Source organism: Yersinia antarctica (assembly GCF_056636475.1).
The window spans coordinates 1,930,905-1,954,543 of record NZ_JBSJQF010000001.1 but is presented as its reverse complement, the minus strand read 5'-3'; the positions used below and the strand labels follow the sequence as shown (position 1 = coordinate 1,954,543).

Sequence of the window (23,639 nt, the reverse complement as noted above, 5' to 3'; positions counted from 1 at the left end):
TACCGGAGAGAGACATTATTTTAACGAGATGAGGATGAGTGTTAGCAGTTTGTTATTATCGAGGTGAAAACCGGCCTCATCAGGTTTTGGCCGGACAAGAACGGACCACGGTTTCGATGGAGAGCGGCGTGGTGATTGGTTCGGTTGACATGAGACAGGAGATCACCTGATCACTGAACGAATATCAACCGAAACCCGATAGGCAAATTAACCGAAACTTACCCTTTAATGACAGAGTCAATCAACGACATCTCTTCACTGCTCAACAGCTTTTCGATATCCACCAAAATCAGCATTCTTTCCCCGAGTGAACCTAAACCTGTTAGATACTCAGTTGCCAGAGTGACGGCAAACTCTGGTGCAGGACGTATTTGCTCATTGGTTAATGACAGCACATCTGACACACCATCAACGACAATACCCACCACGCGCTGATCAAAATTCAGTACGATCACTACGGTATTTTCGTTATAGCTCACACCTTTTTGTGCAAACTTAACCCGTAAATCAATAATAGGGACAATGACGCCGCGTAAGTTAGTGACACCTTTAATGAACGTCGGGGTGTTAGCGATACGGGTCACCTGATCGTAGCCACGGATCTCTTGTACTTTCAGAATATCAATCCCGTACTCTTCATCGCCCAGCGTAAAAATCAGGAACTCTTGTCCTACCGTTTCGCCAGCCAGCTTCGTGACGGTTGCTAGTCCTGCCATGTTTTTACCCTTCAATCAATAGGTTGAATTTATGTTTGTTTTCAGGACCGGAACACTCCGTGCCCTATACCTGTTTTCATACGGGTTCCATACAGGCTTCAATTGGTCCACCTGCTAGGCAGCGACCACATCATCAGCCGTTACACGCTTTTCCCGGTTTAATGCCTGCAAAGCCGACACATCAACAATTAATGCCACGCTGCCATCACCCAATATGGTTGCGGCTGAAATACCTGGCACTTTGCGATAGTTACTCTCGAGGTTTTTCACCACCACCTGATGCTGACCAATCAACTGGTCTACCAAGAGTGCATAACGACGCCCGGCACTTTGCAGAATCACAACGATGCCCTGAGTGGCTTCAGTTTTGGCGTTTTCAACATCAAATACCCGGTACAATTCAACCAAAGGTAAATACTCGCCGCGCACTTGTAATACCCGTTCACCGCCGGCTAGCGGGTGTAAATCTTCAGCCAAAGGTTGCAGTGATTCCATTACTGCATTCAATGGCAAGATGAAGACTTCATCACTGACTTTTACTGACATTCCATCAAGAATAGCTAGCGTCAATGGCAATAAAATACGGATTGAAGTGCCAAGACCGGCCTGGAAACTGACTTGCACATGGCCGCCCATCTCCTGAATATTTCGCTTAACCACATCCATACCGACACCGCGGCCGGAAACATCAGTGACTTGCTCTGCGGTGGAGAATCCGGGAGCAAAAATCAGCATCCCAACATCTTCATCGCTCATATGCTCATTAATGGCCATTCCTTGAGACTGCGCTTTTGCCAGAATCTTCTGCCGGTTTAACCCTGCGCCATCATCCAAGACTTCAATACAGATATTACCGCCCTGATGCTCTGCGGACAGCGTCAGATTCCCCACCGGCGATTTACCGGCAGCAATACGGGTTTCAGCATCTTCAATACCGTGGTCCAAACTGTTACGAACCAGATGGGTCAGGGGATCGATAATGCGTTCAATCAGGCTTTTATCCAGTTCTGTAGAACTGCCAAGCAGCGTCAGTTCGACTTGCTTATTGAGTTTACTGGCTAAATCGCGCACCAAACGAGGGAAGCGGCTGAACACATACTCCATCGGCATCATACGGATCGACATCACCGACTCTTGCAAGTCACGCGCATTGCGTTCCAACTGCCCCATACTATTGAGCAAATCACCGTTGATGACGGGATCCAGCGTACTGGAGCGCTGTGCCAACATTGATTGAGTAATCACCAACTCGCCCACCAGATTAATCAACTGGTCAACTTTCTCAACCGCGACGCGAATACTGGTTGACTCACTGGCTTTCGCTTTTGGTTTTACATGTTCCGGGCTGGTCGGTGCGGCAATAACACCCGTTTTAGAGGAACTGTTGGTTTCAGCCACTGGGGCCACCGCCGTTGGCGGTAATTCTGCGATAACCGGCGCCACTACAGCCACTTCAGCTGTAGCTTCTGGTTGCAATTCAGCGGGTATAAAACTGATCTGTTCCGGTTCCAACACAAAACAGAGCACGGCGCTGATATCATCTTCACTGACAGACGTAATCAGGGTGGCTTCCAGGCTATCAGCACTTTGATGCGGATCTTTCACTTCACCCAAATTGCCTAGCTCTTCCAACATCAGTGGGATTTCTTGCTCTTTCAGGCCAGACAAGCGAATGCGCATTCCCCCCTGAACCAATGCCGGTGACTTACCACCCACTTTGGTGTCAGTCATCACAACGCCATTCCCTTGTGCTACTGATGTGTTGGTACCTGTGCTTTGTTGTTCTAAAGCCTCTAATGCCAGTTGGCGCAATGCGTGGCAGATATACTCAAAGCTTTCCGCATTAGGTTCCTGAGAGGTTTTATAGGCGTCCAACTGTTCCTGCATAATATCTTTCGTTTCCAAAAACAGGTTGATGATATCAGTGCTCAACCGCATTTCATCGCGACGAGCACCATCCAACAGGTTTTCCAACAGATGGGTTGTCTCTTGTAATACCGTAAAGCCAAACGTCGCTGCACCACCTTTGATCGAATGAGCAGCACGGAAAATGGCATTGAGTTGTTCTTTATCTGGTGCCAGTGGGTCCAGCAATAACAAGTGCTGTTCCATATCTGCCAACAGTTCATCTGCTTCATCAAAGAAAGTCTGATAAAACGCGGTAATATCCATGCTCACGGTGTCACCTCTACTGTGCGTCGCGGCTTGTCGGAGAGACCGGTGCATTACTTGCAGGTGCCGCTGGCAACGATGTCGTTGGCCCAGTGGTTGCTGGAGTGATGCTCCCCGTGCTCGATTGTTGTGTTTGTGGTGCTGTTGCAGGCTGCGTTATCGTTTTCACAGGTGCTGCCGTTACCGGTACTGCCGCCGCCGATACTGTTACCGCCCCAGTCGCGGGTTGCCCGGTGGAGGTTGCCGTACCCGTTGGCGCTGTCGCAGCAGCAGGCGTCGCGGTTGGCACAGTCCCACTGGTCTCAAGCTGCTTTAAGCTCGCGGCTTTTTCTATATCCAGCGCTTTGTTATCTAAATTCTCATGCTCAATATCATGTTGCGTCTGTTTGTTCAGCACTAAAATACTGATTCGACGGTTAACCGGATCATCCGCTGCTTGCTCTTTCAAGCGCATCGTCGAGGCCATACCCACCACCCGCAGCACTTTCCCCTCATCCAAACCACCGGCGAGCAATTCACGCCGTGAAGCATTAGCACGATCAGCCGACAACTCCCAGTTGCTGTAACCTCGTTCGCCATTGGCATACGGCAGATCATCGGTATGCCCCGACAGACTGATTTTGTTTGGTATGTCATTCAAGATAGGGGCTATAGCACGTAAAATATCACGCATATACGGCTCTACCTGCGCACTGCCCATCTTAAACATCGGCCGATTCTGGCTATCAATAATCTGAATTCTTAACCCTTCTTCCATCATGTTAATCAACAGATGTGGCCGTAATGCTCTCAATCTCGGGTCAGATTCGATTAATTGATCCAGTTTTTCCCGCAACTTGTTCAGTCGATACTCTTCTTTGCGACTCTCTTCTGAATCGATGTGCTTGCGTACCTCGCCCACTTGCTGGGTGGGATCATCACCGCCCCCTGGAATCGGACTGGTACTGGCACTGCTCTTATCACCGCTGGTCAACACTATTTTCAACGGTGTCCGAAAATACTCCGCAATTTGCGTCAGTTGCTGCGGGCTGGAAACCGATAGCAACCACATCACCAGAAAGAAGGCCATCATCGCTGTCATAAAGTCAGCGTAAGCAATTTTCCATGACCCGCCATGATGACCGCCACCATGCTTAGCTTTTCGCTTTCTAATCACAATAACGGGGTGGTTCTGATGCTTCATGCGTCCTCTTCTGTCGCTTGCGGTGCCGGCGCTTTCACTCTGCGTACATGCTCTTCCAGCTCAATGAACGATGGACGCTCAGTGGTGTAGAGCGTTTTACGACCAAACTCCACGGCAATTTGTGGCGCATATCCGTTCAGGCTGGAAAGCAGTGTCACCTTGATGCACTGCATCATTTTGGTGGTTTCTGCACTCTGTTGACGCAACAAGGTGGCCAAAGGTGAAATAAAACCATATGCCAGCAAAATACCCAGAAACGTCCCCACCATCGCATGGGCAATTAGTGCCCCAAGTTCTGCGGCTGGTCGGTCGGCGGAAGCCAGGGCATGTACCACCCCCATAACCGCAGCAACAATACCGAATGCAGGTAACGAATCCCCCACCATCGCCAAGCTACCTGCGGGAACTTCACATTCTTGTTCGTGAGTTTCTATCTCTTCATCCATCAGTGCTTCGATTTCAAAAGCATTCATATTTCCGCTAACAATTAACCGTAAATAATCAGTAATAAATTCCACTAATAACTTATCGGCCAAGATCCGAGGATAATTAGAGAAAATTTCACTTTCCCGCGGACTTTCTATATCCCGTTCCAGTGACAGCATTCCCTGTTGACGGGATTTAGCTAATAAACGGTAAAGTAACGCCATTAAGTCCATATACAGGACTTTGTTATATTTAGAACGGCGCATCAATTTTGGCATGACCTTTATTGTCGCTTTTATCGCTTTGCCGTTGTTACCCACGATAAATGCACCGATACCTGCACCGCCGATAATTAAAAATTCGGCTGGCTGATACAGTGCGCCAAGGTTGCCACCAACAATCATGTAGCCACCGAAGACCGCACCTAAGACCACGATATAACCCAAAATAACTAACACGCGACATCCTTAGCAAAGTGTGTGGGTGGAAGGTGAGGCGTTAGCACCCTTTGAGTGCAATGAATTGTCATTAACTGGCTACAGGAACGGTATCCATACCGCAGCTGTAACCAAAAAATTCTGACAACTCAAAGAGACTCAAACTGCGCGTCTAACCTGCTCATCCAGCAGTTGTGAAGTAATATCGGCAGATGGCGGAGAAAGTTTACGTTTTTTTACTGCGCGGGAAGGTGGCTGGCAGAGACTGCAAACAAAGCTATTTCGTGGTTGATGCGCATGGGTGATAAAAGTCCCACCACAGCAACTGCAACCTGAGAGTTGCAACATACCACTGTCAACGAATCGAACCAGGGTCCAGGCACGAGTTAACGCCAGTAATGGCGGTACTCCAGACTGATCAGGACACTGTTCCAGATAAAGACGATAGGCCTTAATAACGGCCTCAACACCGGTGCATTGCCCGCTTTTTAGCAGGAAGCTATAAGCGTTATAAAACATCGATGAATGAATGTTTTGTTCCCAGGTCATAAACCAATCAGTCGAAAACGGCAGCATTCCTTTAGGTGGCGGACTCCCTCTCAGCTCTTTGTAGAGCTTAATTAATCGCCCCCGGCTGAGTTGCGTTTCGCTTTCAAGCATCTGCAAACGCGCACCTAAAGTGATCAACTCCATTGCCAAATGAATGTCTTTAGCTTCCTGAACAATACTTTTCACAACCATCAGTCATGCTCTTTTTTTAGGCGCACTACCGTCTTGTAACGATAGCTCGTGGAGTAAGTGACTCGACAATAGGATCCCTGTGTGGATTTGCTGCAAGTCATCGACACGCGATTCTTTCGTCAGATGATGAATAGTGTTGTGGTCACTGAAACGGAAATGACAGACTAATTGGTTAGTCTCAGCTAATTTAACCATTTGCGGTAAAGTTAACTGCGCTAATGCGTCGGCCATAGTATCTGTAATACCCAGACGAAACATCGCTGAGGCTTTTTCATCGTTAATTAACCGTTGTGCTAAAAGCAAGTAAGACAAATTAATATCATAAATATGTTTGAGTAATTCAGACGTACTCATTTTATACATCCCGACTGATTATGTTTTAAAACATAAGTTGGATGATAGAATTCTTCACCCAAGACCTGGGATCCTTCCCGCTATACAGTTAATTAAAACCCATAGAACTAAAAGTAATTAAAACCTACTGGTGTTACATTACAAAAATACCATTTTGGTATGAAATAACATGTCGTAAACTTGGCAGCTCGATTTTGTGCTGCTCTGATAGTGCATCTTGCTATGCAACTTTTCTTACAAAATATTAGGATTATTCCTAAAGAGGCCCAACTCTACTCCCGAATCGTTAGCACATACAATGTGACTAGTGATTCATTTTAAATGTAATGTGATATAGATCACAAAAATAAAATATAAAGCTGTTTCTTACACTCATAATTGTTCACTTTTCACTCACACTCATGGTTAAAAAACACTCACAAGTCAGAAAAGAGCTAAAAAACTAGATATATAGGCCCAATTCTTAGTGTTTTTAGATCAGTTCGAACAAAAGCATTCCTAAAGCAAAATAGCAGAACATAAATCTGTTATAACCCAAAATTATCAGCAGTAAGGACTAAAGCAGAGGATTATAGTTCGGTTATCCTATAAGTACCCTTCCGAAACTATTTTGTTTTAACGAATATTTATGCGATTTCACAAAACACCGCCTACCGACCATTTATTAACCTATTTACCTTTTAACGTTAAAAAACCCAACAACATGTATTAAAAAAGGCAACAGAGGTAACTGCATGTTTCAATTCAACGCTATTGCACACATTTCATTCTGCCGCAGTTTCAACTGCGGTTCATATCCGCGTTTCCACAAGGAATTTGTGAATAAAATGTAATTAAAAATAATTAATAATGTTTGAAACATAAGTTTCAAATATTGCTTATTAGCGACTATTTTAATTAACGCCCTATCACGGCTCGCATTATTGGCTGGTCGTAACCAAATGTGACTGACATCCCATTTATCAAAGGTGTATTCCCCTAACCTTTAATCTATAGCCGCGCTTATGGGAGCTTAATGATGGGATACAGAAATGTACTGGTCGCAGTTGCCCTTTCACCCGATAGCCAACAATTGGTTAATAAAGCCGTTTCTATCGTGCGGCCCTATAATGGCAGGGTTTCGTTAATCACCCTGACAACTGAGCCAGAAATGTACAGCAGTTATGCTGCCCCCATGCTGGGAGACTTGCGTTCTGTGTTGCAAGAAGAAGCGCAACTATTTATGGAGGAGTTAGCGATTAATGCTGATTATCCCATAGAGGATAGATCCATTGTGCACGGGCAATTCGCTGATAGCATGGCTTACGTTTGCCAACAGCAGCATATTGATTTAGTTATCTGCGGTAACCACAGTACAAGCCTGATGAATAAACTCTCCTGTTCTGCTGCCAAGCTGATTAATACCAGTAGTGTCGACGTATTGATCGTCCCACTTTAATTAACCCGTAGCTGTGCGTTGCGACAACCGTTCTGTCAGCACCGTAATGCCTTTCGCTGTGTTGCCGCACTATTAGCTGAAATCATCCCGCCGAGTTCTACTATTATTCTCAACACGCGTTATTTTTAATATTCGCTATGTTCACTACCGGCCTTTTTACTCCGTCCAAGTAAGGGAATTTGATGCCTCAAGATAAAACCAGTAACCGCCGTATTCTGCTGGCTTCACGCCCACATGGCACACCAACCAGCGAAAATTTCACCTTAGATATTCAACCTATTGCGCAACCCGCAGCAGGTCAGGTGCTACTTCGCACTCGCTATTTGTCGCTTGACCCCTATATGCGTGGCCGTATGAGCGACGCCCCCTCCTATGCCGCGCCGGTTGAAATTGGTGACGTCATGGTAGGCGGGGCCGTCTCACGCGTTGAAGCCTCTAATCATCCGGAGTTTCAAGTGGGTGATTGGGTTTTGGCCAACAGTGGCTGGCAAGACTATACGTTATCGGATGGTGCTGGTATCCGCAATTTGGGGCCACAACTCTCCCATCCTTCACGCTCTCTGGGCGTTTTGGGCATGCCTGGTTTCACGGCTTATATGGGACTATTGGATATTGGTCAGCCCAAAGCGGGCGAAACCCTGGTCGTTGCCGCTGCCAGTGGCGCGGTTGGTTCAGTTGTCGGGCAAGTCGGTAAACTAAAAGGATGCAAAGTTATCGGGATAGCCGGAGGATCGGAGAAATGCCGCTATGTGGTGGAAGAATTGGGCTTCGACGCCTGTATTGACCACCGGGCAACAGATTTTGCGCAACAATTGGAAAAAGCCTGTTCTGACGGCATTGATATTTATTATGAAAATGTAGGTGGTGCGGTATTTGACGCGGTATTGCCATTGCTGAACCCACGCGCCCGTATTCCAGTATGCGGGTTGATAGCACGCTATAACGATACAGAATTACCGGACGGCCCGGATCGTTTGCCACTGTTACAAAGCATCATTTTGCGCAAACGGATTAGGATGCAAGGATTTATCATTTTTGATGACTATGGCCATCATTTTGGTGATTTCCTACAGCAAATGACCCAATGGGTTGATCAGGGCAAAATCAAGTTCCGTGAAGACTTGGTCGACGGACTAGAAAATGCGCCGCAAGCCTTTATCGGCCTATTGGAAGGCAAGAATTTTGGCAAGTTGGTGATTCGCGTCAGTAATGAATAGTCGAAATAATTCCGGGGCCAACTCGCCCCGGAAACTGTTATATCAATGCCCTGATAGCAACAAATAGTCTTGCCGGATATAAAACCTAGACATTAATCGAAGCAATTACAACCACTCACCGAAGCGGCGAATATAAAATTGCTTCATCATTTGCGCAACAATACAGTAGCTGACTAAGGTACCTGCCAACCAAGGGAAATATTGCCACGGTAATGGTTGCAATCCGACTAATGCTCCCAAAGGTGAGAACGGAATATAGATACCTATTGCCATGATCAATCCGGTCGTCAATAGCACTGGTAAGGCGGCGGTACTTTGAATAAACGGTATTTTTTGTGTGCGCAACATATGGACAACCAACGTCTGCGACAACAGACCTTCAATAAACCAACCGGACTGGAACAAAGCCTGATGCTCAACACTGTTAGCCGCAAAAACAAACCACATCAGTGCATAAGTCGTAATATCAAAAATTGAGGAAGTTGGCCCAATCCATAGCATAAAGCGGCCAATATTCTTAGCATCCCACTTACGCGGCTTGCGTAAAAATTCTTTGTCCATTTTATCCCACGGCAGGGAGAGCTGGGAAATGTCATACATCAGGTTTTGTAACAGCAGGTGGATGGCAAGCATGGGTAAGAAGGGAATAAATGCACTGGCAACCAGCACTGAGAACACATTGCCGAAATTCGAGCTAGCCGTCATATTCAGATATTTGATGATATTACCGAAGGTTTCACGCCCTATAATAACCCCCTCCTCCAGCACCATCAGATTCTTTTCTAACAGAATAATATCTGCCGACTCTTTAGCGATATCAGTGCCAGTATCAACCGATATCCCCACGTCAGCATCGCGTAATGCCGGTGCATCATTGATGCCATCGCCAAGAAAACCAACGGTATGCCCATTGCTTTGCAGCATTTTTAGCACCCGTGATTTTTGCAAAGGGGTAAGTTTGGTAAACACTGTGCGCAACTCGACTTCACGCGCTAACGTTTCATCATCCATACCTTCAATATCACGACCACTCAGCGGCTCCCCCGGCTCCAACCCGACATCGCGGCAGATTTTTGCCGTAATAATCGGGTTATCGCCCGTTAACACTTTTACTGCAACACCATTTTCTCGCAGTGCGGTGATAGCAGCCTCCGCGCTCTCTTTTGGCGGATCGAGGAAAGTCAGTAGCCCTTGAACAACTAAATCACGTTCATCATTAATATTTAACGGTAATTCACTGAGCTGAGTCCCTAATTCACGGGTTGCCAGTAACAAAACACGAAAACCGTCTTCATTATATTGTGTGGCTAACGCCAGTAATTTGGCTCTGCGGGCTTCATCCAGTGGGTATATCTTATCTCCCTCGCGAACTTGGGTGCAGATACTCAGCATCTCTTCCACCGCACCTTTGCAAATTAAGCGCTGGTGCTGCTGCTCATCTTTTACCACAATTGACAGACGACGACGGATAAAATCAAACGGTAATTCATCGACCTTGTTAAAGCCGCGCAAAGCATCTATTTCAGGTTTACCGCGGCTAAATTTTATGACCGCCTGATCCATCAGATTTCGCATACCACTTTGATGGAAACTATTAAGCCATGCTAATTGCAGCACTTTATTGTCATTGCTGCCACTGGCATCCAGGTGGTGTTCAAGAATGATGCGGTCCTGGGTTAATGTGCCGGTTTTATCTGTGCACAACACATCCATAGCACCAAAGTTCTGTATTGCATTCAATCGCTTAACCACAACTTTTCGCCGTGACATAGCAATTGCGCCTTTCGCCAGGTTAGAACTGACAATCATTGGCAACATTTCAGGGGTTAACCCAACCGCAACTGCCAATGCAAATAGTGCCGCTTCAGTCCAATCACCTTTTGTAAAACCATTAATTAGCAATACAATCGGTACCATTACCAACATAAAACGAATCAATAACCAACTGACACTGTTGACGCCACGATCAAATGCCGTCTGTGCGCGAGTGCCAACAATCGACTTAGCAAGCGACCCGAAATAAGTATGCCCGCCGGTAGCCACAACCACAGCCATTGCCGTTCCACTGGCAACGTTAGTTCCCATCAGACAAATATTAGATAATTCAAGTAATTCACTCTCGCTATTGGCATCCGCATCTACTGATTTTGAGCTGATGGCCCCCATTGCGTCGTACTTTTCAATAGGGATAGCTTCTCCGGTCAGGATCGCCTGGCTGATAAACAAATCTCTGGATTTAATGAGCCGTAAATCTGCCGGAATCATATCTCCGGCGGATAACAGAATGATATCCCCCGGCACTAATTGCTTAATCGCAATTTCTTGTTTTGCCGGTTGGGCACTATGGCTACTACGGCGTAATACTGTGGCGGTGGTTCGCACCATCGATTTCAGGGCTTCAGCCGCTTTATTGGTGCGGTACTCCTGCCAGAAACGCAATAAACCACTGATCAATACCATCGTCACAATAATTGTGACACCAATCAGATCAGTCTCCTCACCCTGTTGTAATGGCAGCCAATAATCAGTAAAGAAACTGATTGCCGCCAATACCATCAAAACAAAAATAAAAGGGTTATTAAATGCTGCCAATAACTGAAGCAACGCTGGGGGCGCTTTCTCATGTGCTACCTGATTAATGCCGTATAATTCCAGTCGCTCCCTGGCATCCTCTTCTGTCAGCCCATTTAAATTAGCATTCAACTTGGATAATGTTTGATCCAAACTATTCTTGGCTTCTTGCGCGATAGCAAAAGTTTTTTTATTACTGCTACGGCTGGTAACTGTTTTTTTGAATTGGGTCATAACGCTTCTCTTTTAATTCTAAACGCACAGGGTTTATCCGCTCAATTATTGAGAGATAAATGTGCTGAACTATTATTGCGCTGCCAACTTTGTATTTATATTTAATTAGCAGCGACTAATTTGGTTAACTCCGGGGTGATCGTCCATAACAACTCCTTACTACCACATGGGTCAGTATTTAATTATTTATTGCAAAAAATTGAACAATTTATTAATGAGTAAATTACTTTATTATTAAGCAGGTAATTCAGATGCGATACGCCAATGGACAGCACTGACGCTCCGCTCCAGACTGACACGGCAAACAATACTTTCAATTTCTCTTTGCGCTGCGGGTGTCGCCATTATTTCTGCACACACTTCCAATTGACCGGGTTTGGCAATATCTGCACTGCAAAGTGACTGTAATCGTAATGCCACACCATTTAACGCCTGTAAAATAAGGGTGCGAACCAATATCTCATCTTCCGCACCACAAGTGACCTGAATCCGGTAACGAACTTCCAGGTCTATGGCTTGTTGTTGAGGCTGCATATTAATCCGTTGCGCCGCCTCCCGTAACAATATATTGGCACACAGAATAACGGCAGTGGCGGCTACTGCATTCCAATACAGTCCCAAGCCACAAAGCACACCAATACCCGCCGAGCACCAGAGTGTAGCTGCGGTGTTCAGGCCACGAATATTCATGCCTTCACGCATAATGACGCCTGCACCCAAAAAACCGATGCCTGAAACAACTTGAGCGGCGATACGACCAGGGCTATCAGGGGATGTGGCATAAGAGCTGAGAATAAATACTGCAGCACCGGTCGCGACTAATGCATTAGTACGTAAGCCCGCCATACGCTGGCGCCATTGTCTTTCAGCGCCAATTAATGCGCCCAAACACATCGCCAGTAATAAATTTACGACAAAAGGAGTTAATGCCATGATTCTCTCCATGAATTAATCATTGGTAGAATAATCATGTGCTATTTAGCACACAGGTAATTGTGCTGAGATATATAACCCGAGGGTATAAATCAGCAATAGCCTGTGTTTCTGCCAGGAGGAAAAAGTGCGTGGTTGTTAAATACCATAATAAAAACCCGAATTATTACCCTCGATGATTAAACATCGAGTTAAATATTACACCCACATTCATTGGCGTTATAACCAGACAACGATTGAATGAATCTCGTTGCGCTGACTAAAACATGGGCTTCAAGTGAATAAACACCACCAGCGCCACGATAACGTCAAGTAATAAGGGTCTACTTGGGTATGCACAACTCAGGAAATAAGAGAGGGTGCTGCCCGCCATTTTCGGCAAGCAACAAATCTGTAGAGAGATAGGTTAGCTTGCCTTGCTTATTTGACTACTACTTTGCGTATCCATTATTTTCTCCACCGAAATTTTTCAAGAGTATAGTTGCGTGTGATAATTATGTAAAGTCTATATTTCTAAACAAAACCTAAACCAGCCCCAATGAATTAAACAATAAACTTAATATTTATAATATATCGATTAATTACATCATACTCTACTCAAGCCATTGAGCATGCGTCAGGGGCATATAAGAATAAAACAGAGATAAGAGAATCAACTCAAACACTCTTACCTGCCATTCCCCGCGTCGGCGCCCATACTCAATCACCTTCGCTAAGACTCGCGCACAATGACACCTATACCCCCTAACTCAACCAACTGAGAGCATCCCCCTGTCCTTACCATCAAGTCATTGACGCAATTACAGAAATCCCATCAATCTTTAATCCAAATTGCGATCGTGATCCCATTTATAACCCTAACTATTTTAGCTCCGTTGCCGATAGGTTCTTAAAGGACTGTTGAAATTTTTTTAGATATAGGGGTGGATTAACTTTAAGTAGCGATGCCTGTACCCACCGTAAATCGGCGTTACAGCGAACCAGGCTATAGCTTCAACCATACCGGGTACATCAGGCAAGGACCTTTCCTCGAGCGACTATAGAAACGGAACTAACAATGAAACGTGGAAGTACGCATCAGCCATTGGATATAAAAATAGCGCCAGAACAGAATAAAAATACGAAAGTATTGTTTATTAATAATATGCGTCTGGTCACGTTGTTTATCGCCATCTTGGCGGGAATACTGCTTTTATTTGCAGCGGCGATTGGGACGTCAGGTTACTTCTTAAAACAGAGTAACCAATCACTGCAAGAGGCAACGCAAGAACTAGATATCCGCCTGGGTCTGTCTAACAGTTCGAACCACCTGCGTACTGCACGCCTTATTCTGATTCAAGCAGCATCAGCGGCACGTATCGGTGATACCGAGGGTTATCAGCAGGGGCTAAAAAACGCTGAGAGCCGTATCGCTCAATCGCAGCAAATGTTTAATCTCTACTATATCCGTCCGGTTAAATCCGAAACGGATAGCGCATTAGATGCACCATTGAAAAAAGCCTATGAACAGTATCGCGACGAGGGAATGAAACTCATGCTCGACGCGACGAAAGAAGGTCATTTTGAAGAAGTTATTTCCCTTGAAGCTGAAAAACTTAATCAGTTGGATGATGCTTATAATGAACCACTGCTGAAAGCAGTTAAGTATCGTACCGAACGGGCTAACCAGATTAATCAGACCGCCCAACAACAAGCCCGTCTTGGTTATATGCTGATGGGAGGCGCTTTTATTCTGGCCATCTTACTGACATTAATTGCTTTTTTAGTGATCAGCAAAGTCATCATCAAGCCGATTAATTGGCTGGTAGCACGTATTCAGCGTATTGCTCAGGGGGATTTGACACAAAGTTCGGTCTCATTTGGCCGCAATGAAATTGGTGTGCTGGGTAACAATATTCAACAAATGCAGGATTCGTTATCCCTAACTGTGGAAGCTGTGCGCAGCAGTGCTGAATCTATTTACCAAGGATCGAGTGAAATTGCACTGGGTAATACCGACCTTTCGGCACGTACCGAGCAACAAGCCGCATCACTTGAACAGACCGCCGCCAGCATGGAGCAACTGACCGCAACCGTAAAACAAAATGCGGAGAATGCCCATCATGCGAGCCAGCTCGCAGCCAACGCATCAGGTAAAGCTGCCCAGGGTGGCGATATCGTTAATGATGTTGTTAGCACGATGGATAAGATATCCCTCAGTTCAATGAAAATTGCTGAAATTACCAATGTAATTAATAGTATCGCGTTCCAAACGAATATTCTGGCTCTGAATGCTGCGGTTGAAGCTGCCCGGGCGGGTGAACAAGGCCGTGGTTTTGCTGTAGTGGCCAGTGAAGTCCGTAATCTGGCACAGCGCAGTGCCGATGCTGCCAAAGAGATAGAATCGTTGATTGAGGCCTCGGTTGACCTGATTGGTGATGGATCCATTCTGGTGTCCGATGCCGGTAAAGCGATGAATGAGATCGTGACAGCCGTTAGTCATGTAACTGATATTATGGGTGAAATTGCCTCTGCTTCTGATGAGCAGAGTCGTGGTATTAGTCAGGTTGCCCAGGCAGTTTCAGAAATGGACAATGTCACGCAACAGAATGCCTCTTTAGTTCAGGAAGCGTCAGCGGCGGCGGCCTCTTTGGAACAACAAGCTGAAATCTTGACTCAAGCCGTTGCAGTATTCCATTTAAAAGGCGGCAACCCTGCCCCGTCACTGAAAACTCCGGCACCTATGTCCACCAAACAGAAGAGCGCGGTCGGGAATAAGAAGTCCGGTGACGACTCACTAAACTGGGAAACGTTCTGAGTTAACACCAGAAACCGTTCAACCAAACTATAGTGACGATATTTAGATAGCAAAACCGGAGGCAAGGTGTACTCACCTTCCTCCGGTTTTTTATTGCGTCGCTCGCAGCACAACAGACAGAACACCAATGTTAGGGGTGAAGCGGCTCGACAAAGGTGCCATCATGGCTATCAATCTCGTTAAAGAACCAGACACCTGCGGGGTAATCTTCCAACGAAACCAGATACATAATACCCTCACTAAACTGCTCAACCTCTAACACAACCCCCTCACGCCGTGGGCCGCCATCGGTTTTTACTGTCACCCGATCATTCACTTTCATGATATTACCTTCAATTAAATCAATGCTGCTAGTGTAGTACAGAATAAGGTGAGAATGATAAGGTTTACGTATAAACAACGGTATGCTTTTGGCGAATATATTCGAGGGCAGAACAGTATTGGCTTACTGAGTAAGAGAAGCTGAGTTAATCAGAATCGAGGGGATAAAACAGAGGATCTTGCTGGATGCCTGAAAGTAAAAAACCCGCCTTAGCGGGTTTTTTTATAATCAGCCAAAGGCCAATTAGATTGCAGTTACGTTTGCTGCAGACGGACCTTTAGCACCGTTCTCGATAGAGAACTGTACATTCTGGCCTTCAGCCAGGGTCTTGAAGCCTTGATCTTGGATTGCAGAGAAGTGAACGAACACGTCTTTGCTGCCATCAGCTGGAGTGATGAAACCGAAGCCTTTAGACTCGTTGAACCACTTTACTTGACCTTTCATCATGTTAGACATGTGTATTTCCTTTATTAAAAAAATTTGCCACCATGGGCGTGTTATAGCCGGTTATCAGTCGTTACTTATGGAGGCACTATGAAGGAAATTCGTCAGTGAAGAGCTATCAACGATAACGCTTTAAATATGAACCACTTTACTCAAGATGTCGTGCATAAATAGGTCTGTACCACAGGCCGAGACGCATTAACTCATGACCGGCTTTTAATAGCAACTCTTTTTAGCGGGCAAACTACAGATTCTTGTTTGCATGGCTAAAATAAAACCAAAAAAGCTATTAATTATACTCTTGATGCCCACTTTTACGCAGAATAATCATAAAATTTATTGTTACTAAACTACTGCTGCCCAAACGCTGGCGATAATAAAAAGAGCAAAATATATTAAATAGGCTGTTTCACGTCATGTTTTCCGATGGGTACTGAAAGTTTATCTCATGAGTTTGCTATAATATGCAGCCACCTACCCCTGAGAGGAACACATGAGGCCGAAGTCTGTCACCTTAGATGATGTTGCACGTCAGGCGGGAGTGTCATATCAAACCGTATCACGTGTTTTAAACCAGGCCCTTCATGTCTCGCCAAAAACCCGCAGCAAGGTCGAACAGGCCATGGCTGACTTAAACTATGTTCCGAACCGCGTAGCACAGCAATTAGCGGGGAAACATAGCCTTACGCTTGGGCTGGCAACGGCAGATCTCGCGTTGCATGCCCCCTCTCAAATAGCCGCAGCGATAAAAAGCAAAGCCCGCGAGTTGGGATACGCAATAGTGATTGCCATGGTTGATGATCAAACTGGCCCAGCCTGCCAGCAAGCCATAAATGAGCTATTAGCTCAACGGGTGGACGGGATCTTAGTGAATATTCCGCTGAAGCCCAAAGGCTGCGAGAAAATTGTCCAACAGTGTGCTGATACTCCAGTGCTGTTCTTGGATGTTGATCCACAATCTACCGCCTTCAGTGTTCTGTTTGACGCCAAGGTCGGGGCAGTTCAGGGGGCTGAACACCTAATTAGCTTAGGCCATCAGCAGATTGCCCTTATCTGTGGGCCCAAAAATGCCATTTCAGCCCAGTTACGTTATCAGGGCTGGTTACAGGTACTCAATGATGCCTCGTTAATACCGCAGGCGGTCTATCACGGTGAGTGGAATGCCAAAAGCGGCTATCAGACCACACTGCAACTCATTACCAGCAACATCCCTTTTAGCGCCATTTTGGTCGCTAACGATCAAATGGCTCTTGGTGTATTACGCGCTCTGCATGAGCATAATATCAATGTCCCTGAGCACGTCTCGGTCATTGGTTACGATGACACCGCAGACAGCGCCTATTTCCAACCGCCACTGACGACTGTCAGGCAGGACTTCAAGCAATTAGGAGAAGAGAGCGTTTCCCGCCTGATTGTCAGGCTGCACCACTCAATTGAGCTACCTTCTGAGTCTCTCTTGTTAGCCACTGAACTGACAATACGCCAAACAACAGCACGCTTTAAGCGCTCTATCCTTAAAAACGAATAAATGCGATCACTCTCGACTATTTATCCAACCACTATTTACTTTATCTGTCGTTGAATTCATCTTTACCCCAACACAATTGTGAGCGCATAACATTTTTACCCTTTGATCACTTACCAGCACAAAAAGTATCCACGCACATCGCAGAAATGAGGCTGATATCATGACGTCACAGCAGAAGGTTCAACAGCAGGTTCAACCGCCCCTATCGCAGATTTTGTCACGCAGAGATTGGGAGAACCCGCAGGTGACGCAGTATCACCGCCTTGAAGCACATCCTCCCTTTTACAGTTGGCGTGATAGCGACAGCGCAAAAAATGATACCCCTTCGCCACAATGGTGTTTACTCAACGGACAATGGTCATTCAACTATTTCGACCAGCCAGAAAGAGTACCAGATGAGTGGGTTGAGCACGATTTATCGGGAGCGAGATTACTGCCAGTCCCCGCCAACTGGCAACGCCATGGTTACGACACCCCGATTTACACTAACGTCCAATACCCTATTCCGGTCGACCCGCCGCGAGTACCACAACAGAACCCGACCGGTTGTTATTCGCGTAATTTCGTTTTAGAGCCAGATTGGCTCTCATCAGGCCAAACACGCATTATTTTTGATGGTGTCAGTTCCGCATTTTATCTGTGGTGTAACGGGAAATGGGTGGGTTATTCCCAAGACAGTCGCCTGCCTGCTGAGTTCGATCTCACTCCTTACTTACAGGCGGGTGATAACCGTATCGCCGTTCTGGTTTTACGTTGGAGTGATGGCAGTTATCTGGAAGATCAGGATATGTGGCGCATGAGCGGTATTTTCCGTGATGTCAGTTTGCTTCACAAACCAGCGATCCATTTGCGGGATATCCATATCGCCACACATTTGTCCCCGGAGTTCAGCTTTGCCAATTTAGAGGTAATGGCAGCGATAAATATTCCTCCACTCAGCATCAACGATCCACAGATAACTGGGGCTTATCAAGTCCGCGTACAATTGTGGCTGGCAGATAAGTTAATTAGCAGTTTGCAGCAACCGCTAGGTACCCAAGCCATTGATGAACGCGGGCAATACACTGATCGCACCCATCTTAAGCTGCGGGTGGAATCTCCCTCTTTATGGAGTGCAGAACAACCCACGCTGTATCGCGCCGTGATTTCGCTGCTCACTCAGCAGCAAGAATTGATTGACTCAGAAGCCTATGATGTCGGTTTTCGACAAGTTACCATCCACCAGGGTCTGCTTAAAGTTAATGGTAAAGCGGTATTGATTCGGGGGGTGAACCGTCATGAACATCATCCGCAAACCGGTCAGACCATCGATGAAGAGAGCATGCGGCAAGACATCATTCTGATGAAACAGCATAACTTTAATGCCGTGCGCTGCTCACACTATCCAAACCATCCATTGTGGTACCGCCTGTGTGATCGCTATGGTCTGTATGTTGTGGACGAAGCCAATATTGAAACACACGGTATGCAACCGATGGGGCGTCTCGCGGACGATCCTCAGTGGTTCTCTGCTTTCAGCGAACGGGTTACGCGCATGGTTCAGCGTGACCGTAATCACGCCTGTATCATTATTTGGTCTTTGGGCAACGAATCTGGCCATGGCGCAACCCATGATGCCCTCTATCGCTGGATTAAAACCAATGACCCGACACGTCCGGTACAATACGAAGGCGGCGGCGCAAATACGCTCGCGACCGATATTGTATGCCCAATGTATGCTCGCGTGGATGAGGACCAACCTTTCCCAGCGGTGCCCAAGTGGGCAATCAAGAAATGGATTGGTTTGCCTGATGAATCTCGCCCATTGATTCTGTGTGAATACGCTCATGCAATGGGTAATAGCTTCGGTGGGTTTGCCCGTTACTGGCAGGCATTCCGCCAATATCCTCGGTTACAGGGTGGTTTTATTTGGGATTGGGTAGATCAAAGCCTTATCCGCGATGATGAGAATGGTGAACCTTACTGGGCTTATGGCGGTGATTTTGGTGATAGCCCCAATGACCGCCAATTTTGTATGAACGGGTTAGTTTTCCCTGACCGCAGCCCTCATCCCAGCTTGTACGAAGCACAATGCGCGCAGCAGTTTTTCCAATTTTCATTACTGAGTACCACGCCACTGGTGATAAGTGTCACCAGTGAATATCTGTTCAGACACAGTGATAATGAACAGCTCTATTGGCGAATTGAATTAGACGGCAAATTGATACAGGAAGGTGACTTTTCTCTTGATTTATCTCCTGAGACTACGCAGCACTACAGGCTGGCAGAGCAATTACCCCTGACAGATAAACCCGGCCATTTATGGTTAAACGTTGACGTCAGGCTGAGAACAGAAACACCTTGGGCAGCCAGCAACCATCGCAGCGCCTGGCATCAATGGCGTTTACCTCGGGCGCTATCTATACCCCGCCGCTCTGTGCCAAATAGCACTGAGCTAAATAGTACCGAGCCAAGCGAGCTTCAGCTCATCCAAGATGCGCACTCGATTATGGTGACTCACCAGCAACAGCGTTGGCAGTTCAATCGTCAGACTGGCTTGCTGGAACAATGGTGGGTGGGTGAATTACCGGTGTTACTTAGCCCGCTGCGTGATCAATTTGTTCGGGCGCCACTGGATAACGATATCGGTATTAGCGAAGCAACCCGTATCGACCCCAACGCCTGGGTCGAACGCTGGAAAAAGGCGGGAATGTATCAGTTGGAACAACGTTGTCTATCATTACACGCTGATAGCCTCTCCCACTCAATACAAATCTGTGCCGACTACAGCTATGAGTTTGCCAATGAAGTGCTATTGCATTCACATTGGTTATACCGTTTTGATCAGCAAGGCCGTATGACCATTGATGTTCAGGTTGAAGTGGCAACATCACTTCCCCCTCCGGCCAGAATCGGTATGTGCTGCCAACTATCAGATCTCGCTCCATATGTTGACTGGCAAGGGTTAGGGCCACATGAAAACTATCCTGACCGGCAGCTTTCAGCACAATATGGTCAGTGGTCACAGCCGCTTGAGCAGATGCACACACCCTACATTTTCCCGAGTGAAAATGGCTTACGCTGTAATACCCACTCTCTGCGTTACGGAAACTGGCAATTAACCGGTCGGTTCCATTTTGGTATCAGCCGTTACAGCACGCAGCAACTGATGATAACCAGCCACCAGCACTTACTAAAACCCGATCAAGGTACCTGGTTGAATATCGATGGTTTTCATATGGGGGTCGGTGGTGACGACTCATGGAGCCCTAGTGTTCACGCTGATCACTTGCTGACGGATGAAAGCTATCACTATCAGGTCTGCTGGCACTATAAGGGTTAGGCTTAAGCTTAGCGCGGCGTACGGTGGCTATCTCGTCACCGTATGCCGCGGGTTATCCTGGTCCACAATTTCAGATTTATACCTATAGCGTAAGAAAAGTAATGTTCATACAATCAAAGCGTTCCAAACATCTCTTAGTCTTGATTGTAGCCCTGCAAGTAAGCCATACATGCACGACTCCTTTGCAAATTTGTGCGCCCACTCTGTTGGGCGCTTTTTTTGTTTTCTACTTCACTGATGTTTTCTGACGCTTATTTTTGTCATCACTTAAGCACATTCTCGTCATGAATTATTTCCATTACCAGACTAAGATAGTCTCGTAGTCACCGGCATAGCATCGGACTTACCACTTTTAGGCGACAAGAGGAATATTATGACAGCGTTAACGCACCTCCCGGCGAATATGGTCGCAATTGAAATCACTCAGTCTGGTGGACCTGAAGTCTTAGCAGCCGTACAGCGTCCAACACCGATGCCTGCTGCGGGCGAAATATTAGTTAAAGTTTCAGCCGCAGGTGTTAACCGCCCTGATGTGATGCAACGTCGTGGTCAGTATGCGCCGCCGCCGGGGGCCTCAGATATTCCTGGATTAGAAGTTGCCGGCGAAGTGGTCGCCATTGCGGCTGATGTGAGCCGTTTTAAGATCGGAGACAGAGTCTGTGGGCTGATAGCTGGTGGGGGCTATGCGCAATACTGTGTCATACATGAAACCAATGCCTTACCTATTCCCTCCCCCCTTACTGATATTGAAGCAGCGGCATTACCTGAAACATTCTTTACCGTATGGACCAACCTATTCCAACGAGGCCATTTTAGCGCCGGCGAAACAGTCTTAATTCACGGCGGATCTTCGGGTATTGGGACCACCGCAATATTACTGAGCAAAGCATTTGGCGCACAGACAGTGATTGTCACTGTGGGTTCAGAGGAAAAACGTCAAGCGTGCCTGAAGTTAGGGGCAGATGTTGCTATTAACTACCACACCCAAGATTTTGTCACTGAAACTAAACGCGCTACTGCCGGTAAAGGGGCTGATGTTATTGTTGATTTAATTGCTGGAGAGTATGTCGGGCGCAATTATGAAGCTGCGGCCATGAATGGGTGTATTGTTCAAATTGGTACACAAAATGGTAATGCTAAAGATCTTAACCTGATGTTAATGTTGCTAAAACGCCTGACACACACCGGATCCACATTGCACTCTCGTAGCGTTGCAGAAAAGGCACTGATCGCCCAAGAACTGGAAAAGCAAGTCTGGCCTTTACTGGGTAAGGGCAATATGAAGCCGCAAATCTGCCAGACATTCCCACTGGAAGAAGCATCGAAAGCGCATGAGTTGATGGAAGGCAGTACACATATCGGGAAAATTGTTTTGACCGTTTAAAGCAATGCAAAACGATAAAAACCGCTATTATTTATACTCATCCGCAGAAATCGACACTCAAGGGTTGATTTCTGCGGATGAGTAAATAATATACATCACTATTATCCCTTGTCAGCCTATAACAGTTTAGCTAACTAATTTATTGAACTGATATACTTTAGATTTGATCTTCTATGTTAATCTATAACAAACCATTATGGTTTAATTTTTATGAGTCATTAATCACAAGGTCATAATTATGGACATAATTAAAAAAATATTAATTGACGACATCGCAAGAATAAATCAAAAAGAAAAAAGAGATGGCCGGTTAAAATTTAACAGCGATTTTGTCTACAAACATCCCTACCTTTGCCTGGCAATGCTAGTGTCATATTTTTTCGTCTTAGTTTTGATGTACTTAACGCCATACTTTGGCACAGGCTACATGATTGCATTTACCGCTTTCTTTGTCCTGATGTCAGCCATCCTTATGATGGAAATCAAACCTGTATTTAAGTTTGAGGATATTGGCATTCTTGACTTACGCGTTTGCTACAACGGAGAGTGGTTCTTTAGTCGTGCGTTATCAACACAAGCAATTGATGAAATATTAAATAACAAGAATATCAGTGATGACTTTAAACTTCGCTTTAAGCATATTATTAATAATAAAGGCGAAATAGATTTTTATGATGTCTATGATTTGGCTTATTTACAAAAAAAGCCCTCACGGTTTAATGAACCAAACGTCACCTCCTCGTTAGCCAGTTCGTCAGTTATTGGGCAGTAAATACCCGTATTCATAACACTTATGCCCCGTATGGGGCTTTAATCGTTATATCAAAGTAGCCTTTTTATCCAGCATACTCATTAGTTTTGTTAGGCAGATATCGTTAATACGCTAAAATGTTGCCTATAATAAGGTTAATGCTCCTAATAAAAAGAGGCTAATAGGTATGGATAAAATTGATGAACAACTGATTGCTATTTTAGCGGAAAATTCTCGGATATCTCTAAAAGATCTGTCACAACAAGTGGACCTCTCCTCTCCGAGTACATCCGAACGTCTGCGGCGTCTTGAAGAACGTAATATCATCCGCAGTTACACTCTAGACTTAGACCCGCGAGCTTTCGGTTATAACTTGCAAGCCATTGTCCGGGTCAAACCCTTGACGGGAATGCTGCATAGCGTTGCAAAGATGATCCAGGAGACACCAGAATGTGTTGAGTGTGACAAAGTAACCGGTGGCGATTGCTTTATTAGCCGTCTATACCTTCAGTCATTGGAGCAATTAGATGCCATCACTGACCATTGGTCTGAACACGCCGAAATTCATACCTCAATCGTAAAATCATCCCCTATTATGCGGCGATTACCCCCATTAATGCAGCCAATCAGGGGCACAAAAATCTAAAATATGTGCCTCCAGGCTCACTT

At 45.9% G+C, this 23,639-nt stretch carries 18 protein-coding genes; 8 read left to right on the top strand and 10 right to left on the bottom strand.

Annotated elements, in window-relative coordinates; genetic code table 11:
* Positions 1–218: 218 nt before the first annotated feature.
* From cheW to flhD, 6 genes are all read right to left on the bottom strand, one after another.
* Positions 219–716: a chemotaxis protein CheW gene (cheW, locus tag ACWJJO_RS08990; RefSeq protein WP_083159171.1), complete on the bottom strand. Its 498-nt coding sequence runs from the start codon at positions 714–716 to the stop codon at positions 219–221.
* 114 nt (positions 717–830) lie between these two features.
* Complete coding sequence (cheA, locus tag ACWJJO_RS08985; RefSeq protein ID WP_193784823.1) at positions 831–2,888, bottom strand: chemotaxis protein CheA; 2,058 nt, start codon at positions 2,886–2,888, stop codon at positions 831–833.
* Between the two features lie 16 nt (positions 2,889–2,904).
* Entirely contained in the window at positions 2,905–4,071 is a 1,167-nt protein-coding gene (gene motB / locus ACWJJO_RS08980) for a flagellar motor protein MotB (protein ID WP_481090934.1), read from the bottom strand.
* Positions 4,068–4,955 (bottom strand): flagellar motor stator protein MotA, encoded by an 888-nt coding sequence (motA, locus tag ACWJJO_RS08975; protein ID WP_083159174.1) that lies wholly within the window; start codon positions 4,953–4,955, stop codon positions 4,068–4,070. Before motA ends, motB begins: the two co-directional genes overlap by 4 nt.
* 138 nt (positions 4,956–5,093) lie before the next feature.
* On the bottom strand, positions 5,094–5,675 hold the full coding sequence (flhC, locus tag ACWJJO_RS08970; RefSeq protein ID WP_083159175.1) for a flagellar transcriptional regulator FlhC: 582 nt from the start codon (positions 5,673–5,675) through the stop codon (positions 5,094–5,096).
* Between the two features lie 3 nt (positions 5,676–5,678).
* Positions 5,679–6,029: a flagellar transcriptional regulator FlhD gene (flhD, locus tag ACWJJO_RS08965; protein ID WP_193784677.1), complete on the bottom strand. Its 351-nt coding sequence runs from the start codon at positions 6,027–6,029 to the stop codon at positions 5,679–5,681.
* A gap of 1,018 nt (positions 6,030–7,047) precedes the next feature.
* Between flhD and uspC the strand changes: the two genes are divergently transcribed.
* Complete coding sequence (gene uspC / locus ACWJJO_RS08960; RefSeq protein WP_083163715.1) at positions 7,048–7,467, top strand: universal stress protein UspC; 420 nt, start codon at positions 7,048–7,050, stop codon at positions 7,465–7,467.
* Positions 7,468–7,649: 182 nt separating this feature from the next.
* Positions 7,650–8,684 (top strand): NADP-dependent oxidoreductase, encoded by a 1,035-nt coding sequence (locus ACWJJO_RS08955; protein WP_083159177.1) that lies wholly within the window; start codon positions 7,650–7,652, stop codon positions 8,682–8,684.
* 105 nt (positions 8,685–8,789) lie between these two features.
* Here the strand turns inward: ACWJJO_RS08955 and mgtA are convergent, their stop codons facing one another.
* A complete protein-coding gene (mgtA, locus tag ACWJJO_RS08950) occupies positions 8,790–11,489 on the bottom strand; it encodes a magnesium-translocating P-type ATPase (RefSeq protein WP_372569015.1) in 2,700 nt (899 codons plus the stop codon).
* Between the two features lie 234 nt (positions 11,490–11,723).
* Positions 11,724–12,422 (bottom strand): MgtC family protein, encoded by a 699-nt coding sequence (locus ACWJJO_RS08945; protein WP_193784678.1) that lies wholly within the window; start codon positions 12,420–12,422, stop codon positions 11,724–11,726.
* 1,057 nt (positions 12,423–13,479) lie between these two features.
* Here ACWJJO_RS08945 and ACWJJO_RS08940 point away from each other — a divergent pair.
* Positions 13,480–15,219: a methyl-accepting chemotaxis protein gene (locus ACWJJO_RS08940; protein ID WP_481090933.1), complete on the top strand. Its 1,740-nt coding sequence runs from the start codon at positions 13,480–13,482 to the stop codon at positions 15,217–15,219.
* Between the two features lie 130 nt (positions 15,220–15,349).
* Here ACWJJO_RS08940 and dsrB read toward each other — a convergent pair whose 3' ends face one another.
* Positions 15,350–15,541, bottom strand: coding sequence for a protein DsrB (dsrB, locus tag ACWJJO_RS08935; protein ID WP_372558655.1), 192 nt, complete (start codon positions 15,539–15,541; stop codon positions 15,350–15,352).
* Between the two features lie 243 nt (positions 15,542–15,784).
* A complete protein-coding gene (gene cspE / locus ACWJJO_RS08930; RefSeq protein ID WP_002210893.1) occupies positions 15,785–15,997 on the bottom strand; it encodes a transcription antiterminator/RNA stability regulator CspE in 213 nt (70 codons plus the stop codon).
* A 481-nt stretch (positions 15,998–16,478) separates the two neighbouring features.
* On the opposite strand from cspE, the gene ACWJJO_RS08925 reads away from it, so the two are divergent.
* The 5 genes from ACWJJO_RS08925 to ACWJJO_RS08905 all read left to right on the top strand — a co-directional run bounded on the left by ACWJJO_RS08925 (position 16,479) and on the right by ACWJJO_RS08905 (position 23,616).
* The gene (locus ACWJJO_RS08925; protein ID WP_083159181.1) at positions 16,479–17,513 is read left to right on the top strand and encodes a LacI family DNA-binding transcriptional regulator; all 1,035 of its coding nucleotides are present in this window, start codon (positions 16,479–16,481) and stop codon (positions 17,511–17,513) included.
* A gap of 160 nt (positions 17,514–17,673) precedes the next feature.
* Complete coding sequence (locus ACWJJO_RS08920; RefSeq protein ID WP_481090932.1) at positions 17,674–20,835, top strand: beta-galactosidase; 3,162 nt, start codon at positions 17,674–17,676, stop codon at positions 20,833–20,835.
* 373 nt (positions 20,836–21,208) lie between these two features.
* On the top strand, positions 21,209–22,219 hold the full coding sequence (locus ACWJJO_RS08915) for an NAD(P)H-quinone oxidoreductase (RefSeq protein ID WP_481090931.1): 1,011 nt from the start codon (positions 21,209–21,211) through the stop codon (positions 22,217–22,219).
* Positions 22,220–22,457: 238 nt separating this feature from the next.
* Positions 22,458–22,991 (top strand): YlaC family protein, encoded by a 534-nt coding sequence (locus ACWJJO_RS08910; RefSeq protein WP_083159184.1) that lies wholly within the window; start codon positions 22,458–22,460, stop codon positions 22,989–22,991.
* 166 nt (positions 22,992–23,157) lie between these two features.
* Positions 23,158–23,616 (top strand): Lrp/AsnC family transcriptional regulator, encoded by a 459-nt coding sequence (locus ACWJJO_RS08905; protein WP_481090930.1) that lies wholly within the window; start codon positions 23,158–23,160, stop codon positions 23,614–23,616.
* The last annotated feature ends 23 nt before the right edge of the window (positions 23,617–23,639 follow it).